Here is a 19,339-nt window from a genome sequence, read left to right as displayed (position 1 = left end):
CCATGAAATGCGTCTTTTCCGCCCCACAGCACAAACATTATCCGGAAAGCTTCCTGGTCAACGGAGTCAGGGAGAAAAACCCGGAAATGCCGGGCCGGATTGACAAACTGCTGGAAGGCGCCGACGACCTGGGTCTGGAAATGGTCACGCCGAAGGACTACGGCCTCGGCCCGATCGCCCGCATTCATACCCCGGAATATCTGGACTTCCTGCAGAACGCTTATAAACGCTGGCAACGCATACCCGGAGCCGCTGCTGAAATCACCCCCAACATCCATCCCACCAACCGCGACGGCGCTTATCCGGCGTCAGTCGTGGCCCAGGCCGGATACCATATGGCGGACGCCAGCGCCCCGATCACCGGGGATACCTGGGAAAGCGCCCTGCACAGCGCCTGGTCGGCAATCCACGCCAGCGAACTGCTGCTGGCCGGGGAGAAATCCGCCTACGCCCTCTGTCGCCCGCCGGGACATCATGCCGGTGCGGATCTGGCCGGTGGTTTCTGCTACCTCAACAACACCGCCATTGCCGCCCAGAATTTGCGCCGGAAATATTCCTCCGTCGCCATCCTGGATGTGGACCTGCACCATGGCAACGGCACCCAGGATATTTTCTATCGCCGCAATGATGTGCTGACCGTTTCTCTGCATGCCGACCCGATCCGCTTCTATCCGTTTTTCTGGGGTCATGCGTCCGAGCGTGGCGAAGGTCCGGGCCTTGGCTATAACCTCAACTTCCCCCTGCCCCGCGGCACCAGGGACGACGACTATCTGGCCGCCCTCGACAAGGCGCTGGACCGCCTCGCGGCCTTTGCCCCCGAGGCCGTGGTCATCGCCCTCGGCCTCGATGCCTTCGAAAGTGATCCCTTCGCCGGGCTTGGTGTCAGCACCGAAGGGTTCGGCAAAATCGGCAGGGCGATCGCCGAACGTCTCCCCGGACCCACGGTTATCATCCAGGAAGGCGGCTATCTCTGTGACGAACTGGGCCTTAACCTGGCAAGTTTCCTCAACGGCTTCAGGGAGGGCGGCAAATGATCCCCACCACTGTCAAAGCGGAAAGCATTCCCCTGTGGCTTGCCCTGATCCCGCTCCTCTTCCTCATGGGCCTGCTGGGCGGCGCGGTCTATATCTTCGGCGACGGCGCCTCCTCCGGCCCCAACCAGATCGGCCTGATGCTGGCCGCCGGGGTCGCCTGTCTGATCGGCGTCCTGCGCGGTCAAAGCTGGAAGGAACTGGAGACCTCTATCATCGAGGGCATCATGCTGGCCATGCACGCCTGCCTGATCCTGCTGATGATCGGCTCCCTGATCGGGGCCTGGATGCTGTCCGGCACCGCCCCGGCGATCATTCACCTCGGCCTCGGCGTGCTTGATCCGGCCTGGTTCTATCCCGCCACCATGGTGGTCTGTTCCCTTGTCGCGGTCTCCATCGGCAGTTCCTGGACCACCGCAGCAACAGTCGGCCTTGCCCTGATCGGCATCGCCCATATCCTGGGCCTTTCCATCGAAATCACCGCCGGCGCGGTAATCTCCGGCGCCTATTTCGGCGACAAGATGTCGCCCCTGTCGGACAGCACCAACCTGGCCCCGGCCATGGTCGGCGCCGACCTGTTCGTGCATATCCGGCATATGTTCTGGACCACCACACCGTCCTTTATCCTGTCTCTGTTGCTCTTCACCTGGCTTGGCTGGCAGAATGCGGCAATTGTAACCGATACCGGCGCCATTGATGCAGCGCGAACCCTGCTGGAACAGAATTACCGGCTCGGCCTGCCCGTATTCCTGCCCCTTCTTCTGCTGCTTGGCCTTTCCATCGCCAAGGTACCCGCCCTCCCCACCATCACCATCGGCGCCATCGCCGGGGGCCTGGTTGCCGCCTTTTACCAGACCGATGCCACCATCGCTTTCGGCAGCTCAGGTGAGGAAATCTCCAACGGACTTGCAATCGTAAAGGGGCTGTGGGTTGCCGTTTCCACCGGCTATCAATCCAGCATCGGCGACGAGGTTCTCGACCGCCTGCTGTCCCGTGGCGGCATGAGCAGTATGCTGAATACGGTCTGGCTGATTATTTCCGCCATGTGTTTCGGCGGCGCCATGGAGCACACCGGGCTGTTGGGCCGGATTGTGCAGGCTGCGCTTAAAGGCGTAAACAGCACCGGCTCGCTGGTGATCACCACCGTCTTCACCTCGATCGGCATGAATATCATTGCCGCGGACCAGTATATTTCCATCGTCCTGCCGGGCCGCATGTACCAGATGGAATTCCGCCGCCGCGGCCTCGCCCCGGAAAACCTGTCGCGGACACTGGAGGACGCCGGCACCATGACATCGGCGCTGGTGCCCTGGAATACCTGCGGGGCCTTCATGGCGACGACCCTGGGCGTGCCCACCTTCGCCTATCTGCCCTATGCCTTCCTCAACCTGTTCAACCCGGCAATTGCCATCCTCTATGGCCTGTTCAATATCCGGATCACGCCGCTGGTAGAGGAACTTGAGGAAGAGATTCTCGAAGCCGTCAACACCGAGCAGGTCAATAACTAGGGAAAGCGGATTCTAGGGAACCAGTTTTCCGCCTTTCATTACTGCATCCACATGCTCCAGGACGCTGACGTCCTCAAGCACCTCGTTGCTAACCGCGATCATGTCCGCATATTTCCCGGGCGCGATCGAACCGACATCCTTTTCCAGGGACATGGAACGTGCGCCCCAGATGGTGGCGGACTGGATCGCCTGCATGGGAGAGAGGCCATAGCGCACCATGTAAGGCATCTGCTTGGCATTATCGCCGTGAGGATAGACTCCGCTGTCGGTGCCGTAAGCGATGTTAACACCGAGCTCCACCGCGCGGCGGAAAACGGCCCGCTGGGTGTCCGTGGTTTCCCTGTTCTTGCGCATGGTTTCTTCCGGCCAGCCTTCCCGGGTGCCTACGTCGTTGATATAGTCACCGTTATAGATATCGGCCACCAGCCAGGTGCCGTGCTCCTTCATCATCTGCAGCGCTTCCTCATCCGCGAGAGAGCCATGCTGGATCGAGCGCACCCCGGCGCGGACCGCCATTTTGATCCCTTCCGCCCCATGGGCATGGGCGGTCACATATTTGCCCCTTTTCGCCGCTTCTTCCACTGCGGCCCGCATTTCTTCTTCACTAAGTTCGGGTTCACCGGGCTCAGTGCCCACGGTCAGAACCGCCCCGGTTGCAATCAACTTGATGAAATCCGCCCCGCCGTCCAGCAGATAGCGCACCTTTTCGCGTACTTCCTCCGGACTGGTGACCACTCCGGCCCTAAATTGTGGAGGAATATCCACACCGGCGTCTTTGCCAACCACTTCACCGCCGCCCCAGGGTTTGGTGATATAGGCGCCGGCCACCATCATGCGCGGCCCCGGCACCTCGCCACTGTTGATCTTGTCCCGCAGGGCCACGTCGGTGAAGACCTGGTAGACTCCCACATCAATGACCGTCGTGAAACCGGCCTCAAGGGTTTTGAGCGCGTTGACCTCTCCCATCGCCACATCTTCGTCAAAGGAAATTTTCAGGGGGGCAAGCACGTCTTCTGACTGGATATCGCCGACCAGATGGGTATGGCCGTCGATCATGCCCGGCATCACCGTATACGCCGACCAGTCGATGACGTCGGAAAGTGCAGCTTCTTCGGTCCATGGTTTGACATCGATGATGCGCTCTCCCTTGATGACAATCAGCCGGTCATCCAGCACCATGCCTTGTTCCACGTCAATCAGGTGACCGGCATGGACATAGACCAGACCGACATCGGCCATTTTGCTTTGCTGTTCCCCCTGACCGCAGGCGGCGATCAGCAGAAGCAGGGAAGTCATCAGAAAATTCCGCAACATTTCATACCCCTTTTTTACTCGAATTGACGGTCATCCCTTCAAAGCCGCAAGATACCAGTTCAGAAAGCTCTGCTCAAAATATTCCATCTTGGACAGCCGGCCAGGCCGGTAGAAATGGGAATCAACGCCCTTCTGGTTATTGACAATGATTTCCTCGTCGGACTGGGTGGTGATGTCCCACAGCCAGGTCAGCTTTTCCAGATCATAGTCCCGGCCTTCCACCGCGTCGTCGCGCACAAACCAGAAGACGTCACAGCTGCAGGTCTCATGGGAATTGGGCACGAAGCGGTAGCCGACCATATGGTCGTTGTAGATCAGGAAGAAGCTCAGGGGACCGACCATGAACTCCGACGCCGCACCGTCATGTCGCTTGAGTTTACCAAGCAGCGGCGCCACCGCCTCCCCGCCAAGTGCACCGCTTTTCATCCCCTTGAGCAAAGGATTGCGGCCATACTGATAACCTTCGTCGCCGGGCTTCGCCCGATCAAAATAGCAGGAGGATTCTTCCTGGCGAACAGAACCGTCGCTGGCGGCGAGATAATCCTCCTTGAGCTCGGCGAATTTTTCCGGCGCCAGGGCCAAAGCATGAATCTTGGCATATTCCTGATGCGACGGCGTGCAGTGATAACATTCCTGGTAGTTTTCCACCGCGAGCTTCCAGTTGGCGGCGATGGGAAAAGTCTTGCTGGCGGCAAGCTTCATGTGATCGAAGCCGAAAGTGTCGAACACATCGCCAAGGTCCTTGCGCATGGTGGCGAGCGACGGCGGATTGTCGGACAGGCTGATAAATATCAGGCCCCCGACCAGTTCTACTTTGGCGGCATGCAGGCCGTTTTGCGATTTATCGAAATCCTCCGCCATCAGCCGCGCCGAAACCAGATTGCCATCCAGATCAAAGGACCACGCGTGATAGGGACAGGTCAGCAGCTTGGCGTTGCCTTGCTTTTCCAGGCAGATATGCGATCCCCGGTGGCGGCAGACATTGAGGTGGGCCCTGACCTCGCCGTCCCGGGTGCGGATGACGATGACCGATTCCCTGTCCATCTCGAACAGGAAAAAGTCCCCGGCGTTGGGGATCTGGCTGACATGCCCCGCCAGAATCCAGTGTTTCAGGAAAATATTCTCGATTTCCCGCTGGTAGATTTCCGGGTCCCGGTAGAACTGTTGCTCCATCGAATAGCCCGGCTGATAGTCTTCGATCAGCTGTTCGATTGTCCGATTGTCCCCGTTCCATTCTGCGGCCGCCATGCCCGACTTCCTTTGCACTTTAAAACTCAAATTCCATTTGTCTGTTGACATTATTGTACAGTTGTACAATACCAATAATAACTGAATTTGTTTTTCTGGCTAGGACTTTTTATGACAAAAACGGCACTCATCATCGGCGGCGGACATAACGGACTGGTTTGCGCCAACTATCTGGCTGATGCCGGCATCAAGACACGCGTTCTGGAACGCCGGGATGTGGTCGGCGGCGCCGCGGTGACCGAGGAATTCCACCCCGGCTTCAAAAACTCCGTCGCCTCCTATACAGTCAGCCTGCTCAATCCCAAAGTGATCAATGACCTGAAGCTGCATGACCATGGCCTGAAGATCGTTGAGCGCCGGGTCAATAACCTGTGGCCGCACGAGGACGGCAACTATCTTTCCTTTGTCGTCGGCGGCGAAAACCTCAAGCAGGAAATCGCCCTCTTTTCCAGGAATGACGCCGAGGCATTGGACCGCTATTTCCGGGATATCGAGATGGTCGCCGACCTGATCCGGGACTTCCTGCTGGAAACCCCGCCCAATGTGGGCGGCGGACTGCGGGACATTTTCGGCGCGCTCAAGATGGGTAACCGCCTCAGGAAACTTTCCCTCGAGGATGAGCGCATTGTCCTCGACATCTTCACCAAAAGCGTCGCCGACTTCCTCGATCTCTATTTCGAGAACGACTATGTCAAGGGCGCCTTCGCCTTCGACGGCGTGGTCGGCAACTATGCGGACAGCAAAACCCCCGGGTCCGCCTATGTGCTGATGCATCATGCCTTTGGGGAAGTGAACGGCAAGAAAGGGGTCTGGGGCCACGCCATCGGCGGCATGGGCGCCATTACCCAGGCCATGGCCAGCGCCGCCCGGGCAAAAGGCGTTGAAATCAGCACCGGCAGTCCGGTGGCGGACGTGATCGTGGAAGACGGCAAGGCCCGCGGTGTGCGGCTTGAGAGCGGCGAAGAATTGCATGCCGATATTATCGCTGCGAACGTCAATCCATCCCTGCTCTACAACAAAATGGTTGCCGCCGGCGATCTGCCGGAAGATTTCAGCCGCCGCATGAAACATTACAAAAACGGGTCCGGCACCTTCCGCATGAATGTGGCGCTGTCCGAACTGCCGCGCTTTACCTGCCTGGAAAAACAGGCCCGGGCGACCCCGGATCACCTGACCGGCGGCATCGTCATTGCCCCGACCATGGCTTATCTGGATCGGGCGTACCGTGACGCCATGGACCACGGCTGGTCCCGGGAACCGATCGTCGAAATGCTGATCCCGTCCACTCTGGACGACAGCCTCGCTCCCCCGGGACAGCATGTGGCGAGCCTGTTCTGCCAGCAGTTCGATCCCAATGTGGACTGGGACAAGCACCGGGAGGAAGCCGCCGACACCATCATCAATCAGGTGGAAAAATTCGCGCCCGGCTTCAAGGCCAGCATCCTTGGCCGCCAGATCAACAGCCCACTTGACCTGGAGCGCACCTTTGGCCTGGTCGGCGGCGACATCATGCACGGCAACCTGACCCTGGACCAAATGTTCAGCGCCCGCCCCCTGCTTGGCAATGGCAACTACCGCTCCCCGATCAAGGGGCTGTATATGTGCGGATCAGGCACCCATCCGGGCGGCGGCGTCACCGGGGCGCCGGGTCATAATGCGGCCAGGGAAATCATCCGGGATAACTGAGATCAGTCGAGACGGGACAAATCCTTTTCCAGGACAAGACCAGTGGCACTTTCGACAAAATCATAGACAATGCTCAACCCGTCTTCGCGGGAGAAAGTATCCGGGTTGAGACACCATTCCAGCCACAGGCCGTCCAGCAGCGCATTGACGCCAATGGCCTGATGGCGAACTTTCTGCCGTTCCAGTTGCCGGCCGGCCAGTTCATAGGCCTTACTCAACATTTCTTCTATCGCTTCGATATACTGTTGATAGGTTTCCCGATGAATATGGCCAAGGTCCCTGCGCAACAGGGTGAGTGACCAGAAGGACAGCCAAATCCTCAGCAGCCGGGGATCCATATTTCCCCGCTCGAAGGTTTTCAGGAAAAAAATATTCAACGCCTCCAGCGGATTGTCCTTATGTTCAGCAACCCTTTCCCGGAACAGGTCCAGGAACTTATAGGCCAGATATTTATAGCTTTCGGCAATCAGGACTTCCTTGCCGCTGTAATAATGGGTCAACAGCCCGGGCGCCACCTTGGCGATTTCCGCAATTTTGCGCACTGTGGTGCCCTTGTACCCATATTCCGCCAGGGCACAGATGGTCGCATCTATGAAAAGCTGTTTCTTGTCCCCGGTCTTAGGGTCAACCTTGTAGATACTTTTTTCCTTTTTCATCTTCCACCCAGACAGTGTTTCAATTTATCGTTTATAGCAACCTGACAGGTCGGCGCAAAGCATCATTCTCCACCAACAGACCAGCCTGGCGAAATTGATCCTGTACAATTGTACAATATTCTACATATACTGAGTCAAAAGGAGGATCGCAAATGGCAGAAAATGTTACCCCAAAGCCTTGTATGGGTTTCTGGCGGACCTGGGCCTTGGGGGTCGGCATGATGATCGGGTCCGGCATATTCATGATGCCCGCCCTGCTGGCACCTTTCGGCGGACTGGGCCTGATGAGCATCCTCGTTACCGGCGGCGGGACATTACTGATTGCCCTGATGTTGTCACGCCTGACCAAGGTCATTCCCAAAGTCGGCGGTCCCTACGCCTATGCCCGGGAGGGGCTTGGTGACTTTGCCGCCTTCCTCACCATGTGGGGATATTCCCTTTCCATCTGGACGGCAGTGGCGGCAGTGGCTGTTGGCTTTGTTGGCTATCTGGATGTTTTTGTCCCGGGACTTGCCGCCGACCCCTTAGGGTCCCTCGCGGTCAGCTTAAGCCTTGTCTGGGCTTTCGTCGCCCTGAACATTAAGGGAGTGCAGGAATCCAGCAGCTTCCAGTTGATTACCACAATCCTGAAAATACTGCCTCTCCTCCTGATTGGCGGGTTGGGATTTTTCCATCAGGGCGTGGATTATATGCCCGAAGTGAACCCGACTGGCGGAAATCCCCTTTCAGCCCTGTCAGCGGCGGCAATCCTGACCATGTGGGCCTTTGTCGGCATCGAATGCGCCACCATTCCCGCCGAGGATGTCATCGAGCCGGAAAAGACCATTCCCAGGGTTCTGTTCTGGGGCGCCGTAACCGTCACTCTTGTATATCTGGTTTCCACCTTTGGGGTCATGCTGGTGGTTCCGGCTGAAGTTCTGGCCACCTCCACAAGCCCGTTTTCTGACGCCGCGACGGCAGTGATGGGCCCCTTTGGTGCAAAATTTGTCGCCATAGGCGCCATGATTTCCATGGTTGGCGCCCTGAACGCCATGGTCCTGGTAGGGGCCCAGACCCCGATGGCCGCGGCCCGGGATAAATTATTCCCGCTCAGCTTTGCCAAGATGTCCAGAAATGGAACGCCGCTTTTTTCCCTCATTGTGCTGGGCCTCCTTGCCACCGTGCTATTGCTCCTGAACTATACCAAGGGATTGCGCGGGGCTTTTGAATTCCTGCTGCTTCTTTCCACCCTGTCGGTCCTGATCCCCTATGCCTTTTCAGCTGTAGCGGAGCTGGTGTTGCTCAGGAAAGTGGGCAAGGCCGCCCCCCTGCAAACCACCCTTCTCTCCCTGGCCGCCTTTGTTTACACAACCTGGGTCATTGCCGGATCGGGATATGAAACGGTCTTCTGGGGCTTTATTCTGCTGCTGGCGGGGATGCCCGTCTATGCCTGGCTGCATGTCCATGTCACAGAAGAAACCCAGGGGGAAGTCGCTGAATGACGGGCTTCAATGAGTATGGAAAGATCAGGCGCATCGCCATCAGACCGCCTGCCGCCTCTTTTGAAAATGACGATAAAATCACCAGCCAGTGGCAGGCACTGCGCTTCCATTCCAGGCCTGACTACAGCGATGCGGTGAAGGAATATGACGCCTTCCGGGACATACTTGCCCAAGGCGGGGCCTCGATTATCGACCTGCCCGGCGGGGAAGCCCTGACCCTGGATGCCATCTATACCCGGGACGCCCTTCTGGCAACGCCGGGCGGCCTGATCCTGTGCCATATGGGACGCGCCAGCCGGCGCGGCGAACCGGCCGTCAACGCCCGCGTCCTGGAACAGGCCGGAGAGAAGATTCTGGGTGAAATTTCCGCGCCCGGCACCATGGAGGGTGGGGATTTTATCTGGCTTGATGAAACTACCTGCGCCGTAGGCCGCGGCCCCCGTACCAATGACGAGGGCATCAGGCAGCTTAAATCCCTTCTCGGGGAAGACACGGAGGTCCATGTGGTCCCCCTGCCCGCCCCGGATGATGCCGAGGATGTGTTTCACCTGATGAGCATGATCTCCCCGCTGGACCGGGATCTGGCCCTGATCTACAGGCCGCTGATGCCGGAAAGTTTCCTCACCTGGCTGGAAGGCAGGGGCATCGGCTTTGTGGACGTGCCGGAGGAGGAATTCCTTCCCATGGGCTGCAACGTGCTGGCCCTCGGGCCCAGGGACCTTGTGATGCTGGACAGACTGCCGGAGACAAAAAAACGCCTCGAGGAAGCCGGCTGCCGGGTACAGACCTACAAGGGTGATGAAATCAGCCGCAAGGGCGAAGGCGGCCCGACCTGCCTGACCCGCCCCCTCGACCGCTGTCCCTCTTCATTGGCGAAAGAATAGGCCGCAGAATACCGGCACCCCGGTTCAGGAAAATATTATCCTGACCCTCAGACCGCCAAGATCCGGCGAGCGGGAAAATTCGATTTCTGCGCCATAAAGGTCGACAATCTCCCGCACAATGGAGAGGCCGAGCCCGTGGCCGTCACCGGATTCATCGCGCCGGATACCCCGCTTCTCCAGCATCGAGAAAACTTCCGGCGTTCCACCCGGACCGTCGTCGCTGACCTCAATCACCAGGACATCGTCTTCCGGTTGCCGGATGTGAAGCCTGACTGTTTTCTCCGCCCATTTGCAGGCATTGTCCATCAGGTTGCCCACCAGCTCCATCAGGTCATGGCTGTCGCCGGTAAAAACCGCATAATGTTGCAGGTGGATATCAAACTTGAGGCCTCTGGTGAAATATACCTTTTTCAGGGTTTCAACCAACGGCGACACATACTGGAACACAGATATTTTCTGTCCCCGGGTCGGCGTGCCGATGATGCGGGCTTTCCTGAGTTCGCTGTCCAGGTAAAAACGAATATCCTCCAGGGCCTTTTTCATATCCTTCCGTCTGGACTCATCGAGGCTGTTGTCCGCACTGCTGAGCATCTGCTCAAGCAGCGAAAGCGGCGTTTTCAGGCTATGGGCCAGATTGCCGATGGCCGTCGCGGACCGCTTGATGCGGTTGTCCGCCAGCACGAGAAGCTGATTGATTTCCTGAACCAGCGGCTTGATTTCCTCCGGCACCTCCTCTTTCAGCAGGGGAGCTTTGCCTTTTTCCAGATTACTCAGTTCCTGGCGGGCTTCCGTCAGCGGGCTGAGCCCGCGAACCACCATCCAGCGCTGCATAAAACTGAGCACAATGATGATTCCCGCGCCGAGCGACGTAATCAACAGGCCAAGCATGGTGAGGTTGTCACTGATGGGGGAATAATCTTCCGTCACCGAAATCAGGACATCTTTTCCTTCAATCCGGTAACTTCCCTCCAGAAGCAGCAGCGACTGCCCCTGGGGGCCGGGAATATGGTGCACATCCAGGGTGCCAAGCTCATGATGGTGAGGCTGCATCTGATAGTCCCACAGCGAACGGGACAGAAAGGTCTGGACGCCGGCATCGATGCGAAAATAATGGCCGGAATAGGGTTGTTTGAATATGGGATTGACAGCACGGTCATCCAGGGTGAGGTCACCAGTTTCCGGATTAACTTCCAGTGCCGTCAGCAGCGCCTCCATATCATGTTCGAGACGGGCTTTGACAAAATTCTCTCCGAACCGGTTGAAAAAATAGATATTGAAAGCGATCATGAAGACGAAAAACAGGATCGAGGTGATCAGTACATTGAGGGTCAGGCGGTCCCGGAGACTCTTCATCTGCCTCCTCCCCCGAAAATATAGCCCTGCCCTCTCAGGGTGCGGATCAGCCCGTCAGGCAGAATGCGCCGCAACCGGCGGATATAGACCTCGATCACATTGCTGTCCTTGTCGGCATCGAACTCATAGACATGTTCCGTCAGAGTGGTTTTGGACAATATCTTACCCGGGTTCAGCATCAGATAATGCAGCAGCCGATATTCGGTCCCGGTCAGGACATGGGAACTTCCATCCGCCAGGACCACCGCCTGATTGTCCTGGTCCAGCACAAAACCCTCGGCCTCCAGCGTCCGCGACGCGAGACCGCTGGCCCGGCGGATCAGCGCCCCGAGCCGCTCCACAAGTTCCTCGAAATGAAAAGGTTTGGCCAGATAATCATCGGCCCCGGCCTGAAACCCCTCGACCTTTTCCTGCCAGCTGTCCCGGGCGGTCAGGATCAGAACCGGCACCGTCATATTTTCCCGGCGCCAGGCTTTCAAAACCTCGATACCCGACCTGTCAGGCAGACCCAGATCCAGGATAATGATGCCGTAGGGAACCTCTGCCCCCATAAATTCAGCCTCTTCGCCCGACGCCGTCAGGTCCACCGCATAGCCGCGGTTCTGCAGATCCTTCTGCAGTTGCGGACCTAGTTTCGGATCATCTTCCACCAGCAGCAGACGCATTCATTCTCCCTGATCATGTCGGGTGACCGGTTGTCCGGTTCGGGCATCCAGCATGTATTTTTTGACAATTCCCGACTTTTCGAGAATCTCTACCTTATAGAAAAGATAGCCTTTTCGTTCCAGAAGTTCCACTTCAAGCAACCGGTCGTCTCCACTGCGCTTCAATAATCTGATGATTTCCTCCAGGCTGAGGATGTCCCCCTCCTGCTGGAGTTTAATCAGTTGTTCCGGACTGAGGTGATGGGACCGGTATAATTCTTCCGGTTCTGACAAGGCATATACGGCACCGCTCACCCCCAAGGGCGCCAGTGACAGCACCAGCCACAGGCCGGTCAGGGAAAAGCATTTTCTAATCATTCTGTTCAAGATGACCCGCCTCCAGTATCGGGGACAGCACGTAATGCAGGTCGGTGCCTGCAAAGCCGCTCTTAATGTCGGCAAGCACCTGCTCCGCCGCCGCCTGCTCGAGATGGAGCTGGAACATGACCCGACGCGACCGGGCCGAAACCCTTTCCGCCAGTGTCATCCGGCTTTCTGACGCGCCGTGGCCCGAGACCGGTATGCTGGTAAAACCGTCAATTTGTGAGTGGTCCATGAGCCAGTCGACAAATGTATCCTCAAGCGTTACGGGTGTGATGACAGTCAGAAGGCAAAGAGACATTATTAGACTCCCTTGGTTTCGGCAAAGGCAAATCGACGATAAAGGATCGGCAACAGCACCAGCGTCAGCAGGGTTGAAGTAAACAGCCCGCCGATCACCACTATCGCCAGCGGGCGCTGGATTTCCGAACCGGGGCCGGTAGCCAGCAAGAGCGGCACCAGCCCGAAAGCGGCAATACTGGCCGTCATCAACACGGGACGCAGACGGCGGCTGGCGCCCTCGGTGATGATCTCATGCATGCTCCGGCCCATCTCCTTAAGCTGATTGAAATAAGTCACCATCACCACCCCGTTGAGCACCGCAATCCCCAGCAGGGCGATAAAGCCCACCGACGCCGGCACCGACAGATATTCACCACTGAGCCACAGGGCGATAATGCCGCCGGTCACGGCAAAGGGAATATTGCTGAGCACCAGCAAGGCCTGGCGCACCGAGCGGAAGGTGGAAAACAGCAGCAGGAAGATCAGGCCGAGCGCCACCGGCACCACCAGCGCCAGTCGCTTGGAGGCGCGCTGCTGGTTTTCAAACTGCCCGCCCCATTCCAGATAATAGCCGCTCGGCAGTGACAGTCTTTCCGCCACAAGCTGTTTGGCCTCGTCAACAAAGCCAACCAGGTCGCGGCCCTTCACATTGCCGATCACCACCACCATACGGGAGCCCTTTTCGCGCTTGATCGATACCGGTCCTTCGATACGCTCGATCTTTGCCACCTGGGTGAGCGGGATGTTGCGGCCGTCGGGCAATGGCAAAGTCAGGTTGCTGAAGCGGGCCGGATTGTCGCGCAGATCAGCGGCCCCGCGCACCAGCAACGGTGTACGCCGGGCGCCTTCGTAGACCGTGCCGATGGTGATGCCCTCGACCTGGGCCCGGAGCGCCCGGGTCAGGTCATCCACATTAAGCCCCAGCCGTCCTGCCGCCAGCCGGTCGACGGTCAGTTGCAGATACTGGGCGCCGTCATTGGCCGGCTTGTAAATATTGCCGGCGCCGTCGATGCCGTTCATCAGGCCCACAATCTGTTCGCCGATCCGGTTGAGCTGGTCCTGGTCCTCGCCGAAGATCTTGATGGCAATATCGCCGCGCACCCCGGTCAGCATTTCCGACACCCGCATGTCAATCGGCTGGGTAAAGTTGAAGCCGACGCCGGGAATGTCCTTGATCACTTCCTGGATCTTTTCAATCAGCTCATCCTTGCTGTCGACACTCCATTCCTCCCGCGGCTTGAGGACCAGAAAGCCGTCTGTTTCGTTCAATCCCATCGGATCAAGACCGAGTTCATCCGAGCCGGCGCGGGAGACATAGCCGATCACTTCCGGCACTTCCGCCATCAGTTTCCTTTGCGTCAGGACGTCAATTTCCAGCGATTGCTCAAGGGAGATCGAGGGCAGTTTTTCCGCCTGCAGGATGATATCGCCCTCGTCCATCACCGGCATGAAGGTCTTGCCGACCTGGGTATAGGTCACTGCCGCGGCAAGCAGCAGCGCCGCCGAGATGACGGCAACAGATTTGGTATTTTCCAGCGCCCAGGCCAGCAGAGGCTTGTAGCCTTTCTGCAGCTTGCGCACCAGCCAGGTTTCCTCATGCTCCGTCTTGAAGGACAGGAAGGAGGCAATCACCGGAATCACCGTCAGAGACAGGATCAGGGAAGCCGACAGGGCGGAGACAATGGTCAGCGCCACCGGTACGAACAGTTTCCCTTCCAGTCCCTGCAGGGACAACAGCGGCAGGAACACAATGATAATGATGAAAATCCCCGACGCCATCGGCAGGGAGACTTCGCTCACCGCCCGGTAAATGATATGCAGGCGCGGCTGCCGACCATCCTTTTTATGGCTCAGGTGGGTCACGATATTCTCCACCACCACCACGGCCGCATCCACCAGCATGCCGATGGCAATGGCCAGTCCGCCGAGGCTCATCAGGTTGGCCGACATGCCGAACCGGTTCATCAGGATAAAGGTCGCCAGTGCCGCCAGTGGCAGGATCAGGGCCACGGTAAGTGCTGCCCTCAGATCCCCCAGAAACACCACCAGCAGGATCAGCACCAGAACGATGGCTTCCATCAGCGCCTTGGAGACGGAGGTGATGGCCTTGTCGATCAGCTTGCCGCGATCGTAAAAGATATTGAGGCTCACGCCTTCCGGCAGGCTCGGTTCGATGGCGGCAAGCCGCTCCCGCGCCCCTTCCACCACATCCTGGGCATTGGCGCCCCTCAGACCCAGCACCAGCCCTTCCACAGTTTCTCCCGTGCCGTTGGCGGTGACGCCGCCGTAACGGGTTATGGCGCCCAATTGGACCGTCGCCAGATCCCGCACCCGGATCGGTTCGGTGGCATGAGCCTTGACCACGATATTTTCCACATCTTCCAGGGTGTTGATGCTGCCGCCGGTCCGGACGAGAAGCACTTCTTCCCCTTCGTCCAGACGCCCTGCGCCGTCGTTGCGATTGTTGCGCTCCAGCGCGTCAATCAGGTCGGACAGGGGAATACGATGGGCCGACAGTGCCTTGTTGTCCGGCACCACCTCGAAACTGCGCACCAGACCGCCAAGGGCATTGACGTCGGCCACCCCGGGTACTGTCCGCAGCGCCGGGCGGATCACCCAGTCCAGCAGGGAGCGTTTTTCCATCAGGCTCATGCCGTCACCTTCAATGCTGAACATGAACATTTCGCCCAGCGGCGTGGTCATGGGCGCGATACCGCCGCTCACCCCGTCGGGCAGGTCCTCCATAATGGCGCCAAGGCGTTCGGACACCTGCTGCCGGGCCCAGTAAATATCGGTCCCTTCCTCAAAATCGATGGTAATGTCGGTCAGGGCATATTTGGTGATCGAGCGCAGAATGCTCTGGTTGGGCAGTCCCAGCATTTCCACCTCCACCGGGGCGGTAATGCGGGATTCCACTTCCTCGGGTGTCATGCCCGGGGCTTTGAGGATGATCTTGACCTGGGTGGTGGAGACATCCGGAAAGGCGTCAATGGGCGTGGCCCGGAACGCCGACCAGCCGCCACCGACCAGCAACAAACTGACCAGCAAAATCATCAGGCGCTGGGTCAGGGAAAACTGTATCAGCTTTTTCAGCATTATTCGTCGCTCCCCAGACCCTGCCAGATCCCCTTAAGCACGCTGATGCCGCTGACAGCCACGCGATCACCCTTGGCAATATCCGCCCGGATCACCACAGCATCCTGCTCTTCGGCTATGATGTCGACCGGCAGCAGGGCAAAGCCGCCACTGATCTGGCGAAACAGATAGGCCCCCTCAGCATCCCGGAAAATCGCCTGCCGCGGCACCCGGTAGCCATTGCCGTTGGAAAATTTCTGTTCCAGCTTGACGGTCACAAACTGGCCGGGAAGCAATCTGTCCGTCTTTTCCGTGACAGAGGCCCTGACCAGCACACCCTGGTCCTCGTCATGGATCATTCGGCCGATGGAAATCACCTTGCCCTCCACATCCGTGTCCTCAAGCCGCGCCCGGGCACCCGTACTGACCCGCCCCATACGGCTGACGGGGACATGAATTTCCAGCCACAGCACATCGGTGCGGCCGATACTGTAAAGAGCGGTCGCCTCGTCAACAGGCTCGCCCGTGCGCACCATCTGTTCAAGTACGGTCCCGTCAAGCGAGGTCCTGAGCTCCAGTGTCGGACTAATCCGGCGCGTCCGGTCCAGTTCTGCCACCCGGGCGGCATCCATGCCGGCGAACAGCAGCGCCTGCTTTTGCCGGGCATAACCGTTTTCCGCCTGGCTCAGGGAAACCCTGGCCGCCTGAAAGCGTTTTTCAGAAATAATGCCTTCCTCAAGCAGCATCTTGTCCCGGGCGAAATTTTTACGCTCCATCTCCAGCGCCGCCAGGGCATCCAGATAATCCTGTTGGGCCTCGAGGAAAGCGGGGCTCGCAATATCTGCCAGCTTATCGCCGGCTGCTACCCGGTCGCCTTCTGCCACATGCAGGGCCTTGACCAGCCCCGGATAAAGCGAAGTGACGATTTCAATGCGGTTATTGGGAATGACCACTTTTGCCGGCCAGGCTATACTCCAGGTGGTGTCGACCGGTTCGGGTGTTGCGGTTTCAATACCGAGCGGTTTCAATCGCGCATGATCGAGTGAGATAGTCTCCTCGGCCATTACAGGATTGTAAGCCAGTGCTGCGGCAACGGTGGCGATACTCAACAGTCTGATCATTGCGGAAGAATCCCCTTGGTCTGATTATAGCGGGCCACGCCGAGACTGCATTGCAGTTTCTGTCGGCTGTGAACACCGGAGGACTGAAAATATTGTTCCCGGACCCTGAGCAGGTCCATGAGGTCGCTCTCGCCAAGCTCGAAGGCCCGCTCGGCAAGACGCAGGTTTTCGGAAGCCATGCGGAAATGTTCGTCAGTGATCTCCTGTTGGATCAGGCACACTTCCAGTTCATGTTCCGCTTCATGCAGGGCAAGTTTTTGTTCCCGCATGGCCATGGCCAGTTCACGCTCGGCGTTGGCCAGCTTCTCAGCTGCCTCGGCCCGGCGCGGGGCCGAATGAGTCGCACTCCCCAGGGGGACCGTCAGCCCGAAGCTGACGGAATCGATGGAACGGTCGTCATAACCGCCGCGCTCCCGTTTCACGCCCACGGTAATGGTGGGTGAACTGGACCAGCTTGCCCGCTCGCTGTCATATTCCGCCTGGTAATAGTCCATCTGTCGCCGGGCATAGATCACCGGCGGGACGGCATAGTCATCCTCGACTTCCTGTCTCTGTTCGGCAATATTGGTTGGGATCCGGTCGAGGCCGGTATAAGTCTTGTACATCATGGCACTGTCCACATAGTCCCGTTCCGCACCCTTGATGGCGATGCGGCGGCCGGCCAGTTCCTGGCGGGCGAGGAGAACAGTGTTCTTGGGAAGGTCGCCGGCCCTGATGCGTTTTTCCACATCGTCCAGAAGCTTTTCCGCTGTCTCCAGTGCTGCCCGGCTCTCGTCAAGCGAGGCTTCGGCAAGCTTCACCTGCCAGACCAGGTCGCGGACTTCGCCGGCGACAGCCCAGACCAGCTGGTTGCGAAAGGCATCCGCCTCAGACCCTGCCGCCCGGGCCCGGTCTTTCCAGGCCCGTTTTTCCCCCGGCATCCAGATGGGAAGATCCAGCCGGCCCTCCCATTCCCGAAGCCCCTGGTCCGAGATCAGGAAATCATTCTGGTGATGCACGGATATTTCGGGGGCGCCGGCAAAGAAGCTCGACGCCTTGCGACCATAGGCCTTGCCGGTCTTGTTCCGGGCGTCGACCATAAAACGATCCGGGGCCAGCTCTGCAGCCCGGTCAATTACCTCACCCAGTGAAAGGGCCTGGTCCGGGACCAGTTTGACATGCTCGCCTTCATGCTCTTCAGCAAAAGCCGCACCCGGCCCCATAAGAAGCAGAAACCAGAAAGCCGCGCCAATAAGTTTCAGATTCAACTGCATGTTAGTGCTCCGATAAACCATGAGCCTTCCCTAACAGACCAAGCTGAAACGAAACTGAAAATCTACATCTATTTTTTGGAAAATGACAAACATGATGAGAAATAGTGCCGCCGGGAGGCACCGGAATGTCAGCAAAAAACAGCAGGTTAGATAAAAAATTGCGCGCCGCAGGCGCACTCTATGCAGCCCTTTGCTGCCAATCTCCTGCTACAGGGGAACAAACCTATTCAGGTCAAGCAGAGCGGTGGGCCTGACTGATAGTCTCCGACGGAAGCCGGCCGTATGTCTTGCGATAAAGAGCGGAAAACCGACCGAGATGGGAAAACCCCCATTTCGTTGCAACTTCGTAAATTGGAAGCCTGTTTTCAGCCGACGACAATTCCGCATGAACCGCTTCCAGCCTGATCTGACACAGGTAACTTGTTGGCGTTATGTCCATAAACCTGCGAAAGCCCTCCTGCAATGACCGTACGCTCACGCCAACCTGCTGCGCAATATCGCTAACGCTCAGCGGGGAGTGCAGATTGGCTTGCATAAAGTCCATTGCTGCCTTCACATGACGCGGCGCAATGCCGGCGGCATTGTTTTCCAATTTGCCGCTAAGTCTGTGAGGAACATTCTCGAATATCAAGCGTAACATCGAGTCCGCCAGTAGCTCACTCATCTGGGCCGACTTCCTGACCACGCCGGCTCCGTACATGCCTGATACAATTGTTTCAGCCAGCGACTTGAGGGTTTGTCCGGCAGGCAAAGACAGATCGACGTTGGGCTCAAGGGCAAGTTGGCTCAACGAGCCCTGACCAAACATCGAATTCAGCGTCCGGGAAACCATGCCGGCATTAAACTGGAGCGACACATGGGCGTAAGCCTCTTTGCTATATAGTCTGACTTCCTCCACGTTCTTCACTGAAATCAGAGACGCTTTTCCCGGTGTTGCGACAGCAGTTTCACGCCCCCCGGAAACCAGTTCAACAGCCCCAACCAGAGGAAAGAGTATGAAAAGCATATCTTCCTCACATTCCATCCGCGCAGCGCAATCATGGCTGTAGCGCGATCTCCAGGTACCGACGCTATCGGTCGCAGCCCGGTCAACCCGCCAGGTGAACTGCTTTTGTGGCTGCAATGTGTCTATCGTCAAACAGGGAATATAAGAATGAAAAAAAGATCGAACAGTCTCTACTCCCTGCCCGCCCTGCTCAGGTGGCCCATAGAAGGGTAAGGAGCTGCTGGAGCTAGACAAAATATTGTTCAAAATTTCCATAAGTTCGCAACTTACAACAATTGAATATTGCTCTTGGGATGAAGTCAGACTCCAATCAGTCCGGGGTATTAAATGCCGCTTTTCATCCGGATTACCTGCGCAAAAATCACGTCACGGCAGAAAGCATAAATGATAGAATTATTCTAATTTATTATATAAAT

At 57.8% G+C, this 19,339-nt stretch carries 16 protein-coding genes; 5 read left to right on the top strand and 11 right to left on the bottom strand.

All coding sequences use genetic code 11. The features are described 5' to 3' along the window. Positions 1-2: 2 nt before the first annotated feature. Positions 3-1,034 carry a histone deacetylase family protein gene (locus FIV46_RS08505; protein WP_139940436.1) on the top strand — a complete coding sequence of 344 codons (1,032 nt, stop codon included), beginning with the start codon at positions 3-5 and terminating at the stop codon, positions 1,032-1,034. Next, the gene (gene nhaC, locus FIV46_RS08500; protein ID WP_139940434.1) at positions 1,031-2,539 is read left to right on the top strand and encodes a Na+/H+ antiporter NhaC; all 1,509 of its coding nucleotides are present in this window, start codon (positions 1,031-1,033) and stop codon (positions 2,537-2,539) included. The genes FIV46_RS08505 and nhaC overlap by 4 nt, the downstream gene beginning before the upstream one ends. 12 nt (positions 2,540-2,551) lie before the next feature. Here the strand turns inward: nhaC and FIV46_RS08495 are convergent, their stop codons facing one another. Both FIV46_RS08495 and FIV46_RS08490 read right to left on the bottom strand, forming a co-directional pair. Beyond that, positions 2,552-3,853 (bottom strand): metal-dependent hydrolase family protein, encoded by a 1,302-nt coding sequence (locus tag FIV46_RS08495; protein ID WP_219846017.1) that lies wholly within the window; start codon positions 3,851-3,853, stop codon positions 2,552-2,554. Between the two features lie 30 nt (positions 3,854-3,883). After that, the gene (locus FIV46_RS08490; protein WP_181163135.1) at positions 3,884-5,101 is read right to left on the bottom strand and encodes an aromatic ring-hydroxylating oxygenase subunit alpha; all 1,218 of its coding nucleotides are present in this window, start codon (positions 5,099-5,101) and stop codon (positions 3,884-3,886) included. A gap of 111 nt (positions 5,102-5,212) precedes the next feature. On the opposite strand from FIV46_RS08490, the gene FIV46_RS08485 reads away from it, so the two are divergent. Continuing rightward, positions 5,213-6,787, top strand: coding sequence for a phytoene desaturase family protein (locus tag FIV46_RS08485; protein ID WP_139940430.1), 1,575 nt, complete (start codon positions 5,213-5,215; stop codon positions 6,785-6,787). 2 nt (positions 6,788-6,789) lie between these two features. Here FIV46_RS08485 and FIV46_RS08480 read toward each other — a convergent pair whose 3' ends face one another. Next, complete coding sequence (locus FIV46_RS08480) at positions 6,790-7,443, bottom strand: TetR family transcriptional regulator C-terminal domain-containing protein (RefSeq protein ID WP_139940428.1); 654 nt, start codon at positions 7,441-7,443, stop codon at positions 6,790-6,792. A gap of 152 nt (positions 7,444-7,595) precedes the next feature. Here FIV46_RS08480 and FIV46_RS08475 point away from each other — a divergent pair, with 152 nt between their 5' ends. After that, on the top strand, positions 7,596-8,924 hold the full coding sequence (locus FIV46_RS08475; protein ID WP_139940426.1) for an APC family permease: 1,329 nt from the start codon (positions 7,596-7,598) through the stop codon (positions 8,922-8,924). Then, positions 8,921-9,808: a dimethylarginine dimethylaminohydrolase family protein gene (locus FIV46_RS08470; protein ID WP_139940424.1), complete on the top strand. Its 888-nt coding sequence runs from the start codon at positions 8,921-8,923 to the stop codon at positions 9,806-9,808. Before FIV46_RS08475 ends, FIV46_RS08470 begins: the two co-directional genes overlap by 4 nt. 24 nt (positions 9,809-9,832) lie before the next feature. Here FIV46_RS08470 and FIV46_RS08465 read toward each other — a convergent pair whose 3' ends face one another. The 8 genes from FIV46_RS08465 to FIV46_RS08430 form a co-directional block, all read right to left on the bottom strand. Then, the gene (locus FIV46_RS08465; protein WP_139940423.1) at positions 9,833-11,161 is read right to left on the bottom strand and encodes a sensor histidine kinase; all 1,329 of its coding nucleotides are present in this window, start codon (positions 11,159-11,161) and stop codon (positions 9,833-9,835) included. After that, positions 11,158-11,826, bottom strand: coding sequence for a response regulator transcription factor (locus tag FIV46_RS08460; RefSeq protein ID WP_139940421.1), 669 nt, complete (start codon positions 11,824-11,826; stop codon positions 11,158-11,160). Before FIV46_RS08460 ends, FIV46_RS08465 begins: the two co-directional genes overlap by 4 nt. Then, on the bottom strand, positions 11,827-12,192 hold the full coding sequence (locus FIV46_RS08455; RefSeq protein ID WP_139940419.1) for a PepSY domain-containing protein: 366 nt from the start codon (positions 12,190-12,192) through the stop codon (positions 11,827-11,829). Next, positions 12,176-12,487 (bottom strand): DUF3240 family protein, encoded by a 312-nt coding sequence (locus FIV46_RS08450; protein ID WP_139940417.1) that lies wholly within the window; start codon positions 12,485-12,487, stop codon positions 12,176-12,178. The genes FIV46_RS08455 and FIV46_RS08450 overlap by 17 nt, the downstream gene beginning before the upstream one ends. 2 nt (positions 12,488-12,489) lie before the next feature. Continuing rightward, positions 12,490-15,564 carry an efflux RND transporter permease subunit gene (locus FIV46_RS08445; protein WP_139940415.1) on the bottom strand — a complete coding sequence of 1,025 codons (3,075 nt, stop codon included), beginning with the start codon at positions 15,562-15,564 and terminating at the stop codon, positions 12,490-12,492. Next, on the bottom strand, positions 15,564-16,664 hold the full coding sequence (locus FIV46_RS08440; RefSeq protein WP_139940413.1) for an efflux RND transporter periplasmic adaptor subunit: 1,101 nt from the start codon (positions 16,662-16,664) through the stop codon (positions 15,564-15,566). Before FIV46_RS08440 ends, FIV46_RS08445 begins: the two co-directional genes overlap by 1 nt. Next, positions 16,661-17,917 carry a TolC family protein gene (locus FIV46_RS08435; RefSeq protein WP_181163133.1) on the bottom strand — a complete coding sequence of 419 codons (1,257 nt, stop codon included), beginning with the start codon at positions 17,915-17,917 and terminating at the stop codon, positions 16,661-16,663. Before FIV46_RS08435 ends, FIV46_RS08440 begins: the two co-directional genes overlap by 4 nt. A gap of 232 nt (positions 17,918-18,149) precedes the next feature. Further along, a complete protein-coding gene (locus tag FIV46_RS08430) occupies positions 18,150-19,178 on the bottom strand; it encodes an AraC family transcriptional regulator (protein WP_139940409.1) in 1,029 nt (342 codons plus the stop codon). Positions 19,179-19,339: the final 161 nt, after the last annotated feature.

The sequence above is a fragment of the Emcibacter nanhaiensis genome, assembly GCF_006385175.1.
GTDB classification, from domain to species: Bacteria; Pseudomonadota; Alphaproteobacteria; order Sphingomonadales; family Emcibacteraceae; genus Emcibacter; species Emcibacter nanhaiensis.
The sequence above is the reverse complement of the archived record's forward strand: the minus strand, read 5'-3'. Positions and strand labels throughout refer to the sequence as shown.

Excerpts from the sequence above, each read along its gene's own strand:
- FIV46_RS08485 (WP_139940430.1), top strand. The coding sequence starts at position 5,213 with ATGACAAAAACGGCACTCATCATCGGCGGCGGACATAACGGACTGGTT.
- FIV46_RS08480 (WP_139940428.1), bottom strand. The coding sequence starts at position 7,443 with ATGAAAAAGGAAAAAAGTATCTACAAGGTTGACCCTAAGACCGGGGAC.
- FIV46_RS08505 (WP_139940436.1), top strand. The coding sequence starts at position 3 with ATGAAATGCGTCTTTTCCGCCCCACAGCACAAACATTATCCGGAAAGC.
- FIV46_RS08440 (WP_139940413.1), bottom strand. The coding sequence starts at position 16,664 with ATGATCAGACTGTTGAGTATCGCCACCGTTGCCGCAGCACTGGCTTAC.
- FIV46_RS08490 (WP_181163135.1), bottom strand. The coding sequence starts at position 5,101 with ATGGCGGCCGCAGAATGGAACGGGGACAATCGGACAATCGAACAGCTG.
- FIV46_RS08435 (WP_181163133.1), bottom strand. The coding sequence starts at position 17,917 with ATGCAGTTGAATCTGAAACTTATTGGCGCGGCTTTCTGGTTTCTGCTT.
- FIV46_RS08445 (WP_139940415.1), bottom strand. The coding sequence starts at position 15,564 with ATGCTGAAAAAGCTGATACAGTTTTCCCTGACCCAGCGCCTGATGATT.
- FIV46_RS08475 (WP_139940426.1), top strand. The coding sequence starts at position 7,596 with ATGGCAGAAAATGTTACCCCAAAGCCTTGTATGGGTTTCTGGCGGACC.
- FIV46_RS08465 (WP_139940423.1), bottom strand. The coding sequence starts at position 11,161 with ATGAAGAGTCTCCGGGACCGCCTGACCCTCAATGTACTGATCACCTCG.
- nhaC (WP_139940434.1), top strand. The coding sequence starts at position 1,031 with ATGATCCCCACCACTGTCAAAGCGGAAAGCATTCCCCTGTGGCTTGCC.
- FIV46_RS08450 (WP_139940417.1), bottom strand. The coding sequence starts at position 12,487 with ATGTCTCTTTGCCTTCTGACTGTCATCACACCCGTAACGCTTGAGGAT.
- FIV46_RS08430 (WP_139940409.1), bottom strand. The coding sequence starts at position 19,178 with ATGGAAATTTTGAACAATATTTTGTCTAGCTCCAGCAGCTCCTTACCC.
- FIV46_RS08495 (WP_219846017.1), bottom strand. The coding sequence starts at position 3,853 with ATGTTGCGGAATTTTCTGATGACTTCCCTGCTTCTGCTGATCGCCGCC.
- FIV46_RS08470 (WP_139940424.1), top strand. The coding sequence starts at position 8,921 with ATGACGGGCTTCAATGAGTATGGAAAGATCAGGCGCATCGCCATCAGA.
- FIV46_RS08460 (WP_139940421.1), bottom strand. The coding sequence starts at position 11,826 with ATGCGTCTGCTGCTGGTGGAAGATGATCCGAAACTAGGTCCGCAACTG.